The organism is Rossellomorea sp. NPDC077527 (assembly GCF_044542955.1).
Lineage (GTDB): Bacteria > Bacillota > Bacilli > Bacillales > Bacillaceae_B > Rossellomorea > Rossellomorea aquimaris_E.
This window is the reverse complement of record NZ_JBITVL010000002.1, coordinates 505916-519069: the sequence shown is the minus strand read 5'-3', so window position 1 is coordinate 519069 and position 13154 is coordinate 505916. Positions and strand designations below refer to the sequence as shown.

At 44.3% G+C, this 13154-nt stretch carries 12 protein-coding genes; 7 read left to right on the top strand and 5 right to left on the bottom strand.

Translation table 11 applies throughout. The annotated features are described in order from the left end of the window. Positions 1 to 5: 5 nt before the first annotated feature. Complete coding sequence (locus tag ACIGG7_RS07810) at positions 6 to 1400, bottom strand: DUF2252 family protein (protein ID WP_397549326.1); 1395 nt, start codon at positions 1398 to 1400, stop codon at positions 6 to 8. 267 nt (positions 1401 to 1667) lie between these two features. Between ACIGG7_RS07810 and ACIGG7_RS07805 the strand changes: the two genes are divergently transcribed. The 4 genes from ACIGG7_RS07805 to ACIGG7_RS07790 are packed head-to-tail and all read left to right on the top strand — an operon-like array spanning position 1668 to position 4714. Beyond that, complete coding sequence (locus ACIGG7_RS07805; RefSeq protein WP_397549325.1) at positions 1668 to 2516, top strand: alpha/beta fold hydrolase; 849 nt, start codon at positions 1668 to 1670, stop codon at positions 2514 to 2516. Positions 2517 to 2529: 13 nt separating this feature from the next. Further along, entirely contained in the window at positions 2530 to 3396 is an 867-nt protein-coding gene (locus ACIGG7_RS07800; protein ID WP_397549324.1) for a phosphotransferase family protein, read from the top strand. A 29-nt stretch (positions 3397 to 3425) separates the two neighbouring features. Beyond that, positions 3426 to 3839: a GNAT family N-acetyltransferase gene (locus tag ACIGG7_RS07795; protein WP_397549323.1), complete on the top strand. Its 414-nt coding sequence runs from the start codon at positions 3426 to 3428 to the stop codon at positions 3837 to 3839. Between the two features lie 2 nt (positions 3840 to 3841). Continuing rightward, entirely contained in the window at positions 3842 to 4714 is an 873-nt protein-coding gene (locus tag ACIGG7_RS07790; protein WP_224939883.1) for an alpha/beta fold hydrolase, read from the top strand. 5 nt (positions 4715 to 4719) lie between these two features. Here the strand turns inward: ACIGG7_RS07790 and ACIGG7_RS07785 are convergent, their stop codons facing one another. The 4 genes from ACIGG7_RS07785 to ytrH all read right to left on the bottom strand — a co-directional run bounded on the left by ACIGG7_RS07785 (position 4720) and on the right by ytrH (position 7564). Then, positions 4720 to 5739: a DUF4179 domain-containing protein gene (locus tag ACIGG7_RS07785; protein ID WP_397549322.1), complete on the bottom strand. Its 1020-nt coding sequence runs from the start codon at positions 5737 to 5739 to the stop codon at positions 4720 to 4722. Continuing rightward, a complete protein-coding gene (locus ACIGG7_RS07780; protein WP_224939885.1) occupies positions 5736 to 6299 on the bottom strand; it encodes a sigma-70 family RNA polymerase sigma factor in 564 nt (187 codons plus the stop codon). The genes ACIGG7_RS07785 and ACIGG7_RS07780 overlap by 4 nt, the downstream gene beginning before the upstream one ends. Before the next feature lie 426 nt (positions 6300 to 6725). Further along, the gene (ytrI, locus tag ACIGG7_RS07775; protein WP_224939886.1) at positions 6726 to 7232 is read right to left on the bottom strand and encodes a sporulation membrane protein YtrI; all 507 of its coding nucleotides are present in this window, start codon (positions 7230 to 7232) and stop codon (positions 6726 to 6728) included. After that, entirely contained in the window at positions 7229 to 7564 is a 336-nt protein-coding gene (gene ytrH / locus ACIGG7_RS07770) for a sporulation membrane protein YtrH (protein ID WP_034756917.1), read from the bottom strand. Before ytrH ends, ytrI begins: the two co-directional genes overlap by 4 nt. A 137-nt stretch (positions 7565 to 7701) precedes the next feature. Between ytrH and dnaE the strand changes: the two genes are divergently transcribed. The 3 genes from dnaE to ACIGG7_RS07755 all read left to right on the top strand — a co-directional run bounded on the left by dnaE (position 7702) and on the right by ACIGG7_RS07755 (position 13108). Then, positions 7702 to 11052, top strand: a complete 3351-nt coding sequence (dnaE, locus tag ACIGG7_RS07765) for a DNA polymerase III subunit alpha (protein WP_397549321.1) — start codon at positions 7702 to 7704, stop codon at positions 11050 to 11052. A gap of 161 nt (positions 11053 to 11213) precedes the next feature. Next, positions 11214 to 12452: an NADP-dependent malic enzyme gene (ystJ, locus tag ACIGG7_RS07760; RefSeq protein WP_224939888.1), complete on the top strand. Its 1239-nt coding sequence runs from the start codon at positions 11214 to 11216 to the stop codon at positions 12450 to 12452. Further along, the gene (locus ACIGG7_RS07755; RefSeq protein WP_397549320.1) at positions 12449 to 13108 is read left to right on the top strand and encodes a FadR/GntR family transcriptional regulator; all 660 of its coding nucleotides are present in this window, start codon (positions 12449 to 12451) and stop codon (positions 13106 to 13108) included. The genes ystJ and ACIGG7_RS07755 overlap by 4 nt, the downstream gene beginning before the upstream one ends. Positions 13109 to 13154: the final 46 nt, after the last annotated feature.

Here is a 13154-nt window from a genome sequence, read left to right as displayed (position 1 = left end):
TCTGTTTACGGCAACCGATTCTCCTGCATCAATTGAAGAAAAGATTGATAATCCGCATTTACCTGATCCGCATAATCTCCTGCTAAATCCACCACTGTTGTCTTAAATTGTGGCCATACATCTATGGCTTGCAGTGCACCATCCTCAAAATTATAGGAAATGAATTGATCCTGATAATCCCGATCAGCACGTGCATGAGCATAGGCAAGGGCTTGTGCCGAGTATTTTACAAAGCTGTCGAGATCTGATTTGCTGTTAAAATCAACTGGATCTAAACCATGTTTCCAAGGGGAAATCCTGCGGACAAGATACGATTTACTCCCTCCTGCTAAGACGCCCATATGATCATCCACCTGGTCTTGAAGTCCTTTATAAGCGACCCGAGCAGTATCTGCTGTACCATTTAGTTGATTATTGTAGGTAGAAGCATCCGTAAGTGGATTGACGAACATATTCGGTTTCAACTGTTCCTTGACTTCCAGAAGTTGATCATCGTTTGTTGCGCGTGTTGGTCCTTCAATTAACACATAATATTTCTCTACTCCTAAGCTCCCCAAGCCTGAATGAAGGCGGCGGGCACGATCCTTTACATCAAAATAATGGGTATCCCAGCTGCTAACCTTATCTGAAATATCCTGAAGGTAGGAAGACCAATGTCCTTCCAAATCTGCTAAATCACTGCTGTCAACGACAGATAAATCTGGATTGGACCAATCGAATTGACGATTCCCACTGCTATTGATGACCGTCCATTTGTCTAGAGCGTGTGATGCATCCCGGCTGATGACATCATCCATTTCGTCATCGATGAATCCTGTCACTGTCGCTTTATCCATCTTCACACTCGTTTCCCCTGCATTACCGTTCACGCTTGTTAGCGTATCCTGATACTCCGTCAGAAACGACATAGCCAGGTCATCGGCTTCTGCTTGAGACAGACTCCAATCTAATTGGTCCTTCAATAGATAAATACTGGTCGTATAACGCAGTAAATCCCAATAAAAAGGCCCTATGTATGAATCATCGAAATCATTCAGGTCAAATACGATATCCCCTTCGTCATTATCAAAGAACCCTACATTTTGAGTATGGAAATCCCCAGAAAGCCACGTATCCACATTGTTGGTTGTGGTCCATTCATTAGGAATCTGAATCGTCCCATTATCGAGGTCTTGGTAATAAAGGAAGTTCGTTGCGCGGTAAAAAGCAAAAGGTGAATCTTCCATCGCCTGGTATTTCTCCGTGTTCACTGTGTTATCTGATATGTACGCATTGGCGTTCGAGATTTCCTGTTGGAGATGATCCGTGCGGGTAGAACTGTTTGTCATTGCTAGTCCATTAAGGGGTCCTGTCATAAGTATGCCGGCCATACTTATGCATGCTAAAGCACTACGTTTCATGAAATGTTAAGCTCCTTTTTATTTAATTTCGATTCTCTTCAAAGAAACCCTATCATAGAAAGGTGTGTTCATTTTCTTATTTACATAAACTTTACGGTAATGATAGTCAGTCTTAACACTATAGCTTCTTTTAATTGTGTTTGATCTCGTTGAAGATTCGAAATATTTATGAAATACTTTCCATTAGCGTTAAAATAAAAAGAGAACAATTACCTTAGCTTCAAGGTCAGTACTATTTTAAGTTGCATATCAGTAAGGGGTGATAGGATGAAACGTTGGGAAAGAAAGCTACTCCAAACAACACGCGGAGTATTTGAAGTATTCATGAAGGGTCAGGGAGATCCGCTATGTGTCACCCACCATTATTCCGAGTTCAATCATACAGGAGACTACTTCGCAGAGACCTTCACTCGTACGAACCAAGTCTTCTTGATTAACTTACGGGAAGCAGGGGGTTCTGACAAAGCATATGAACCGTATCAGCTCAGTATGTTGGAAACGATATTTGATCTGGAAGCGGTCAGGGATACATTAGGTTTTCAACGCTGGGGATTTGCCGGCCATTCCACTGGCGGGATGTTGGGAGTTCTTTACGGAATACATTTCTCGAAAAGTCTGGATTTTACAGTGATCGTCGGAGCTGCAGCGAGAGAATATATGACCTTTTCGAGAGACTGTATTTACAACCGGGCACATCCTGATTACGAAAGGATGCAGGAACTGATTGAAACGCTGAAGCAATCGGATTTATCACTTGAAAAAAGAAAAGAATTGTCAATTGAAAGGACGAAATTATCCTTACATAAACCTGAGAAATATCGTGAGCTTTTTTCCAAGGATATTCATAAAGGAATGGCTGCTGCACGGATGAACTTTTTTATCCGTGAAATACACGTCTATGATGTCACGAGAAAACTGGAATTGATTCACGTCCCGACGTTGATCATGTGCGGCCGATATGATGTGCAATGTCCGTTGAACTATTCGATTGAAATGGCTGAGGGTATACCAGATTCAAGATTGGTCATCTTTGAGAGGAGTAACCATTACCCGTTCCTTGAAGAAGCAGAGCGATTTGCGGAGGAGTATGAGGCGTTTTTAGAGGAAAGGAAATAGAGGAGGTACACACGTGGAGTCACAATATGAAAATCGAATAAGAGAAATGTACCCTGAGTTCACGATCAATCACAGCGAAATGAACATAATCGGACAGAACAATGATGTTCTCATCGTCAACGGTTCACTTGTGTTCAGGTTTCCGAAGTATCTGGAAGGAATCAGGAAATTAAAGAAAGAAACGAAGGTGTTGGAAGCGGTAAAGGGTACCATTTCATTACCGGTTCCATACCCTCTTTATCAATCCATGGAACCTGAGGAAGTGGGGAAGGTGTTCACGGGATACAAGATGATTGATGGTGAACCATTCTGGCCAGGAGTTTATAAGGATCATGAAGAACATAGTCAAAAAATCGCCTCACAATTGACGGGGTTTTTGACTGAATTGCACTCCCAGTCTATCGATGATTTAGAAATCGAGAAGAAAAGCATTGATGATATACGAAGTTCAATCGTCGATTTATACAATCGGATCAAGGAGAAGCTTTTTCCACATATGAATGAAAACGCAAAATGCGAAGTAAGCCACCATTTCGATTCATTTTTATCCAAAAATGAACTACTGGATTTCCAACCGGTCCTCATTCATGGAGACTTTGGGGCTTCGAATATTCTATGGGATTCGAAGAGCCAGGAGATCTCCGGAATCATCGATTTTGGTGAAACTGAAGTGGGAGATCCTGCATACGACTTTGCAGGGCTATTATCCAGTTACGGTGAACACTTCGTCCGCACCTGCCTGGACATGTATCCGAAAGGGGAGCACATTTTGGACAGGATGGCTTTCTATAGAGGGACATTCGCGTTGCAGGAAGCGCTCCATGGGATTGAAAATCATGATCGGGAAGCGTTTGAGAATGGGATGAAGGGATATAGATGATTACGTTCGCAAATGGAAGGGAGTCTTCTATGGAAGAAATGAAATCAACACCCATCGATCCTGATGTCAGAACATTACTATCTTTTGCGACTTCACATGAGAAAGTCAAAGTGGAATATGATTTGTACATTCATTCCTCCCAGAGAAAGCTATTTGGGTTTGTGAAGAACAACGCTCTGCTTGGGTGTATCGGGATTGAGTTACTGGATCATGATTGTTGCGAAATAAAGCATATTGCCGTAATGCCACAACAACGTGGTGAGGGGATTGGGAAACAGATGATTGATTTTATCAGGAGACATGGTTCTTTCTCGGGTATTACTGCTGAGACGGATGAAGAAGCAGTGATGTTTTATAAGAAAGTAGGGTTTGAGGTTAGGAGTTTGGGTGAGAAGTATCCGGGGGTGGAGCGGTTTAAATGTCGATTAAGTATGGAGGAATGAACATGAAACAACGGACCATAATGGTGGACAACCATCCCTTTATTGTCTATGAAATCGGAGACCGACAGCTTCCACCTCTCTTATGCCTGCACGGGATGACAGCCGATTCCAACAGCTTCATTGAACTTGCCGGGCATCTCCGTAACGATTTTCATATCATCCTATTAGACCTTCCCGGACACGGAGAAACCGCCCCTCTTGACGGTGAAGAAGACTACCTTTTTTCCTCATTAGCGAATCGGATCATGGGAGTCATCAACAAGATGACGTCTGAACCAGCATATGTGTTGGGGCACTCCTGGGGAGCTGACCTGTCATTACATCTCGCGGCGAAATTCCCTGATAAAATAAAGGGGCTAATATTAATTGATGGAGGGTATGTTTTCCCTGAAATGGTTGTGGGATATACAAGGGAGAAGGCTCATTCCGATTGGGCAGAGTATATTGATTCGAGCCGATATCGGTCTTGGGAAGATATAGTAAACACATACAAGGAGTACACGACACGGCCTTGGGATCAGCAGCTCGAGGGAATCATTTCTTCAAACTTTGTAAAAGAGGATGGCCATTATCAATTGAGAGCTGACAGGGACAGTCTTTTGGCAACGATTAAAGCCTTTTATCTTGAACCATGTTCGACAACGTATCCATTCATTGAGTGCCCTGTTTTATTCTTTCATGCTACTATTTCGGACTCAGACCGTTCACGTCAGCATGGAATCGAAAAACTGAAGAGTGCGTTGAAAGAAGTGAAAGTAGTCGGGTTCGAGAATTCGAAACATAATGTGCATTGGGATTGCCCTGAGTTAGTGGGGAAGGAAATCCGAGATTGGAATAAAAAATACCCCCCTATTGAAGGCATATATAGGGGGTGACGAATTTAGTTATTTAGGTTAATGATAATGGGTTCAAGCTTGATTTCGGTATGGCCTTTTCCAAACATGAGACTGGCAATTTCAACGGGCTCAATGATGAGTTGACTGGCACCATCCTGAATGGTTCCGAATGAAGTGGTACCTTCAAGTGTTTTGCCGTTGTCCTCAGAAAAGCCGCCTCCACCTGTTCCATCGATGTAGACATGACCAAGATCGTCTTTCACGGTGAATGTAGGCGTTACCTCTGGCCATTCCTCGAGAAGTGAGTCCGTCACCACCTGCTCATATGCAATCACCGTTGATACATCTGTAAGCTCAACGGATTTTAACGTGAAGTGAATATCGTTCGTCTTAACGGTTTCGTTTACAAGCCTGACGTCTCCATCCAGCCGTTTCAATGAAAAGGCGAAGGACCAATCTCCATCCACCTCTACATCATTGGAAGTACTGTAAAGCGTCTGTGGTTCCCAAGTAATCTCTACCTTATCCGGAGTGTCGCCGCCTTTAAAGCTTGGGGTGATGGTGGATAACCCGACATAGCGGTTATCGCTGATCTTCGTGATTTTACTGCTCCCACCGTTACCGATGGCCCCTTTTATGTCAAACCAATTGGCCCCTCTAGTCGGGCCTTCCCCAAAGTCTTTATCCGTTTCCATGGCATATGAGACCGTAATATTCGTGCCGTCGTACACGGCATTATCAATCAGGACGGTCACTCCGTTGCTACTCTCTGAAAGTCCGATATCCGTTGAATACTCGTCAAACTCTTTGTATGTGTCGTCATCACTGAAATAGTCTATAACATCATCCATGAACGGAATCTGAGTAGCGAAAGAGGGATAGGCAAAGCCTGCTGCGGTAGAGACACCGATCAGCATGACAGATGCAACCGCTATATTCCTCCATACATGTGTCTTTTTACGTTTTTTTAGGACGTGTTGTTTAACTCGCTTTTTTTCCAAGTCCGTCACTTCTTCCAATTCAAGTGTATCGATATCTATATCTATCCATTCCTTCATGCTCATACCAGTCGCTCCTTTAATGTCACATTCGAGGCTAATTTTTTCTTCCCACGGTATAATCGGTTATCCACAGCTGCTTTAGAAAGGTTTAATTGCTCCGCGATTTCGATATTGGTCAAATCCAAATAATATTTCATCATGAAAATATCCCGGTCCATTTCATCGAGCTGACTGATCGCTGCTAATAATTCGTTTTTCTCTTCCCGTCGCAGTACGGAAGTGTCGGTTTGGAGAGGACTTGATTTTTGCTGAAGGGATTCGTCGGACTGTTCACGGGCGTTCCGTTTTTCAGCCTGACGGTACCGGTCGATGGCCTTATATTTGGTGATCATCCCGATCCACTTTTTGAAATCCTCTGCGTCGCCTTGAAATTGATGATCATTTTGCCAGACAGTGAGGAACACATCATTGATACATTCATCGATATCAAGACGATTTCCATTGTGTAAAACCTTTGTGGCGATGGTTTTTACAAGTGGCATATAGACATCGATAATATACTCCAATGCATCTTCTTTTTTCTTTTTTAACCTGGTGATGAAGTTGGTCGGTGAACTTTTCATTGAATTCGCTCCTTATATGGTTGAAAGGCCTTTTCATAAAGTACAACGAATGGACTTAGAAGTTATTCTCATGAAAGTCGGTTAAAACTAGTATATATGTATTTTTTATACAATTGAGGTTGTTCCGGGCATTATCGAGTTATTCGTATATGGTTAATTTTGGTATTTGGCGCAATTACAGATCCTTTTGACGCAATTACGGTCCACTTTGACGCAAATATCAAAATAATGACGCAAAAAATTCAATTTTGACGCAAATGTGCTCGAAAATGACGCAAATACCACCAAAGGGCAAAAGAAGTAACCCCTCATGCCCGTCCAAGTAAGGATTCGGAAGAGGGTCTCACTCAACATTCAAATTTCAACATAATACTGCTCTCAAAGAACGAAAAAAGAACCTGCCACCGACAGGTTCACCAAACCCAACTAATCATCATCGTACTTCAACTCCAACGTAATCTGAGTCGTCGTATAAAAGTACATCTCCCTGACTTTCAACCGAAAGTTTTTATCATTCAGCTTAACGGTTTTATTCTCAATAATTTTCTTGATAAGCTCTTTATTCCCATATACTGTTTCTAAATCTTTGGTCAAAAGGCTCCGCAAATCTTCGCTCAGCCGATCTTCGGTTTCATGAATACTGAGCAGTTCCACTTTTGTTTTGGTCGTATTGATGATCTTCACTTTAACTTCCTGAATGGTCAGTTCGTTTTCATTTTCCTTGTTTAATTGTTTGTATTCTTCCTGCAGATAGGACAGGGTGTTTTTCAGTTTGCTGATTTCATTTTTTTGTTCTTCTATTTTTAGGGCCTGTTTTTCATGCATGGTGCCGAACATGAAGAGGAAGATCATCCAGCTGATGATGCCTCCCACGACCATTCCGGCGAAGAACCGCTGCCAGGAGGGAAGGCGGTAGAATGGGGGGATCCTCATGACGGCATATGTTCCTGGGTGAGCCAGGTGATGATCATGGCGGCTGTGTTGGCTCCTCCGAGGGCAGACAGGATCCACAGGAATTGTTTGAAGAGTTCTTTTGTCTCCCCGTTCAGAAAGCCTTTTTCAAAGCTGTACACCGTATCGAATGTGCCGCCGATTGCTGCGATGATGGCCCAGATGCGCAGGAAATCGGATAGTCGTCTCATTTCAATGAATAAGGGCTGCCCCATGGCGAAAGAGGCCAATCCGCCGAGCAGTGATCCACCTAGAAGTACCCCCATAGCAATAAAGAAGCTTTTGAATAATTCCGGAAAGAAAGCTTCTGCCATTTCATCATCTCCATCTATTACGTGTCTTTACGATAACTATATGGGATTTGGGGACAAGATATGAGGGAGAACATATTTTCTTTTTTGAGGTTTCTTTCCTATAATAAAAGTATATTGAGAAAAAGGTTGTGCATAACATGTCATTTGTTCATTTACAAATAGCGAGTGCCTATAGTCTCTTGTCTAGCACGATTTCGATAAATGGACTTGTACATAGAGCGAAAGAATACGGGTTTAAGGCGCTTGCCTTGACCGATAAAAATATGATGTATGCCGCCATCCCTTTTTATAAGGCGTGTGTCAAAGAAGGCATCAAGCCGATCATCGGATTGACCGCGGATATTGCCTCTGAGGAACGTTCCCATCCACTTGTTCTCCTTGTGAAAAATCAAACGGGCTATCAGAATCTATTGAAAATCTCGAGTGCCATCGGGGCAAAGTCGAAGGATGGCCTTCCCTTAAAGTGGCTTTCTTCTTATAGTGAAGGGTTGATTGCGATCACCCCGGGAATCAATGGTGAGATTGAGAGTCTGTTGTTAAATGGTGAAACAGAAACAGCAAAAGAATGCATCCGTACTTATCAGCAGATGTTCGGCCGGGACTCTTTTTATTTGAGTATCCAGAACCATGGCTTGTCTTCTGAGGATTCTCTTATTCCATTACTCCAGCAGTTATCGGATGAGACGGGAGCAGAACTCGTCGCTACCAATGACGTGCAGTACCTCGACCAGGAGGATCATTTTGCCCATGAGTGCATGGCGGCGATTCGCGATGGTGTGAAGCTGTCGGAAGATGACCGGGACGTACTGGAATCACAGAAGTTTTACTTTAAAAGTAAAGAGCAGATGGTGGAGTTATTCTCTGACCATGTTTCGGCTCTTGAGAATACGATGAAGATTGCGGACCGCTGCCACCTGACCATTCCGTTCCATCAGCAGCTCCTTCCTAAATATCCTCTGCCTGAGGGAGTGTCTGCCCTCCAGGAACTGACACATCTTTGTGAAAAAGGATTAAGTGAGCGTGTCCAACCGGTATCCGATGAGTACATCGAGCGACTGGATTATGAGCTTGAGGTCATCGGACGGATGGGGTTCAGTGATTACTTCCTGATTGTCTGGGATTTTATGAAGTACGCAAAGGAAAGAAAGATCATGACAGGGCCGGGACGTGGGTCGGCAGCAGGTTCCCTCGTATCCTACGCATTGAATATAACGGATGTGGACCCAATCGAGCATCATTTGCTGTTTGAGCGGTTCCTGAATCCAGAACGGGTATCCATGCCCGATATCGATATCGATTTCCCTGATCACCGGCGCGACGAAGTGATTGAATATGTGGAAGGAAAGTACGGCAGTCTCCATGTTGCCCAGATCATTACGTTCGGGACCTTTGCAGCCAAAGCGGCACTTCGTGATACGGGTCGGGTGTTCGGCCTGAATATGAAGGAGCAGGAGCAGGTTTCGAAGCTTGTGCCGAATCAGCTGGGAATCACCTTGAAGGAAGCCTATGAAAAGTCAAAGGGATTCCGCGACTTTGTGACGAGTTCTGATCATTATCAAAAGTTGTTTCAGACGGCTCTTAAACTTGAAGGACTTCCAAGACATACGTCCACCCATGCTGCAGGAGTAGTAATGAGTGAAGCGCCTCTCGTGCAGTGGGTACCGATCCAGGGCAGTGCATCAGGTATTCATTTGACCCAATACTCTATGGATATATTAGAGGAAATCGGTCTATTAAAAATGGATTTCCTCGGACTTCGAAATTTAAGTATATTAGAACGAATTGTGAAGAACGTGCAGATGGGGACGGGTAAATCGTTCTCCATCGATTCCATCCCCATGGATGATGCCAAAACCTTCGAACTTTTGAGTAAGGGACAGACAAACGGGATTTTTCAGCTTGAATCAGATGGGATGCGGAATGTGTTAAAAAGGCTGAAGCCGAATTCCTTTGAAGACATCGTGGCGGTAAATGCCTTGTACCGTCCGGGTCCGATGGAGAATATCCCGACGTATATTAAGCGGAAGCATGGGGCAGAACAGGTGCAGTACCCCCATCCTGATTTGAAACCTATTCTTGAAATGACGTATGGCGTCATTGTGTATCAGGAGCAGATCATGCAGATCGCTTCGAAAATGGCGGGATTCTCCCTCGGGGAAGCAGATCTGCTTCGTAGAGCCGTTTCTAAGAAGAAAAAGGATGTCCTTGATCAGGAGCGGGCGCATTTTGTATCAGGCTCGATCCGTAAAGGATACCGTGAGGACGTTGCCCATACGATTTATGATTTGATTGTCCGGTTTGCCGATTATGGTTTCAACCGCTCCCATGCCGTTGCCTATAGTATGATCGCTTATCAGCTCGCCTATCTGAAAGCCCATTATCCGGCGTTCTTCCTGTCGTCGCTACTGACCTCTGTCGTCGGGAACGAAACGAAGGTGGCTCAGTACATTCGGGAAGCTACACAATATGGGATCGAGATCCTTCCTCCGTCCATCAATAGCAGTCAGTTTGTGTTCACCGTTGAAGGGAAGAATCGGATCCGGTACAGCATAGGAGCGATTAAAGGAATCGGGGCGGCTGCTTTGAAAGAGATCATCCGTGCGAGAAAAGAAAAGCCGTTTCATGATCTGTTTGATTTTTGCATGAGAGTGTCATCGAAAACGATCAATCGGAAGATTCTTGAGAATTTGGTGCTCTCAGGGGCATTTGATGAATTTGGGATCGACCGGGCAACCTTGCTAGCGAGTCTGGACGTTGCAGCTCAACACGCGGAGCTTGTGAATCCCGAAGACGATCCCGACTTGTTCGATGAAGAAGAGGCGTTTATGCTGAAGCCTAAATATGTGGAAGTGGAAGAGATGACGATTGATACGAAGCTTCAGTTTGAGAAGCAGGTCCTTGGCCTGTATTTGTCGGATCACCCCGTTTCTTCTTATCGCGCTCTTTTTGAAGAGCTTGGATTGCAGCAGATAGCCGATCTTCAGAAAGCATCGAAAATCAGACTTGGCGGCTATATTACCGGGGTAAAGTCGATCCGTACGAAAAAAGGGGAAGTGATGGCTTTCCTTGAGATCGGAGATGAAAGTGGAGAAATGGAAGCAGTGGTGTTTCCGAATGTGTATCGAAATCATATGCCTCAACTGAAAGAAGGGAATATCCTCCTGTTCGGCGGTAATGTTGAAGAGCGGAACGACAAGCTCCAGTTCATTGTGAATCAGCTGGAAACGTTGGAGGATGTGCAGGCAAGGGTAAAGGAGAGCAGTCAAAAGCTCTACTTGAAAATTTCCGTTGATCAGGATCAAGAGTCGTGTATGGAAGGGATTCAACAAGTAATAAGAGATTTCAGAGGGAAGAATCCAGTCATCGTTTACTATGAGCAGGACAAAAAGAGTGTAAGGCTACCAGACCATCAGTGCATCCGTCCGTCAGAAGAGGCGCTTGAGGAATTATCCCGTATTCTTGGCAGAACAAATGTCATATTAAAATAACATACTTTACTAAAACCATAATTTATATTATTGTTTAATAGAAAAAGGTGGTCTGACCACCTCTGAACTTATTATTTTACTTATACATTTTACATTTAGAAGATTCGCGTGAGTGCGATTCGATCCATAGCATGTAAAAGAATCAAAAGGAGTGAGTCAATTTGTCATTACGTGAAGAAGCTCTGCATATGCATCGAGTGAATAAAGGGAAATTAGAGTCTAAATCCAAGGTGGAAGTCCGGAACGCGGATGACTTGAGTCTAGCTTACTCCCCTGGTGTGGCGGAACCTTGTAAGGTGATTTATGACAAGCCTGAAACCGTCTATGATTACACAATGAAAGGGAATATGGTCGCGGTCGTGTCCGATGGTACGGCTGTACTGGGCCTTGGAAATATTGGACCGGAAGCGGCTCTTCCCGTTATGGAAGGAAAAGCGGTTCTATTCAAAAGCTTTGCAGGGGTCGATGCATTCCCTATTTGCTTGAATACAACGGAAGTGGACAAGATCGTTGAAACGGTCAAGCTTCTTGAACCGACATTTGGTGGCGTGAACCTGGAAGATATCGCTGCACCGAACTGTTTTGAAATTGAAGAACGTTTAAAGAAAGAAACCAATATCCCAATATTCCATGATGATCAGCATGGTACGGCGATCGTTACCGTGGCGGGACTTGTGAATGCTCTCAAGATCGTAGGGAAGAAGATGTCCGAGATCAAAGTCGTGGCAAACGGCGCAGGTGCTGCCGGTATGGCCATCATTAAGCTTCTTTACCGTTACGGTGTAAGGGACATCATCATGTGTGATTCCAAAGGTGCGATTTACGAAGGTCGTCCTGAGGGAATGAACTCTACGAAAGACGAGGTCGCGAAGTTTACGAACCGTGACCATATCAAAGGCGGCCTTTCAGAAGTATTGAAGGATGCCGACGTATTCATCGGTGTATCCGTTGCAGGTGCGTTGACGGAAGAAATGGTTTCCTCGATGAAACAGGATCCAATCATCTTTGCCATGGCGAACCCGGTTCCTGAAATCATGCCGGAGCTTGCGAAAGCAGCTGGTGCCAAGGTTGTGGGAACAGGTCGTTCCGATTTCCCTAACCAGGTAAATAATGTCCTTGCCTTCCCGGGAATTTTCAGGGGTGCACTCGATGTCCGTGCCACTCACATCAATGAAAAAATGAAGCAGGCTGCCGTTGAAGCGATCGCCGCGCTGATCACAGAAGACGAATTGAACGCAGATTATGTCATTCCTGCACCTTTCGATAAGCGTGTAGCACCAGCTGTAGCGGCTGCCGTAGCGAAGACGGCTATGGAAACAGGGGTTGCCCGCTTAAAGGTGGACCCGGAAGAAATCCGTAAGAAAACAGAAGATTTAGCGGTTATCGGGAAGAGTGAATGATGACAGAAGTGAACTCTCTCCATACTCACGCTAAGGTATATATTGGAATTGTTCACCAGCTGAGAGAAATGATATCGAAGGACTGCCTTAAGCCCGGAGATAAGATTCCATCCGAGAGGGAACTGTCCGAACGATTGAATGTCGGCCGCTCTTCTGTCAGGGAAGCACTCCGGGCACTAGAATTACTGGGTCTGATCGAGACACGCAGGGGAGAAGGTACCTTTCTGAGGGATTTCAGGGATCATCACTTGATCGACCTTCTCGGTATGTTCATCCTGCAGGACGACATGGCCCAGGAAGACATCCTTCAAACAAAGATGATGATTGAAAAAGAAGCATTAAAAGCCATGTTTTTAGAAGAAAAAAAGACTGATTCCTTACGGGAGAAAGTTTCTGAATGTGAGAACCTGGACGACGCGTTCAGGGAGATCGTGATGAAGAGTTCAAACTACTTATCCCAACGGATCTGGAATATACTGAATGATTTCGAAACGTTGATCTGTGGTGAGAAAAAGCTCACAGCAGCAATGAAGGAAGAGTTGATCACTATGCTTTACGGCATTGATCGTGGAGAGAAAGAGACTGTGCAGGAGACGTATAAAAGGGTTAGGAAAATTGTCGATGAAGACGCGACAATTTCCAACATCTTTTTTTAAACACTTCCATTAAACTGATAGTCAAGCAGTTTTATATCATGCATTT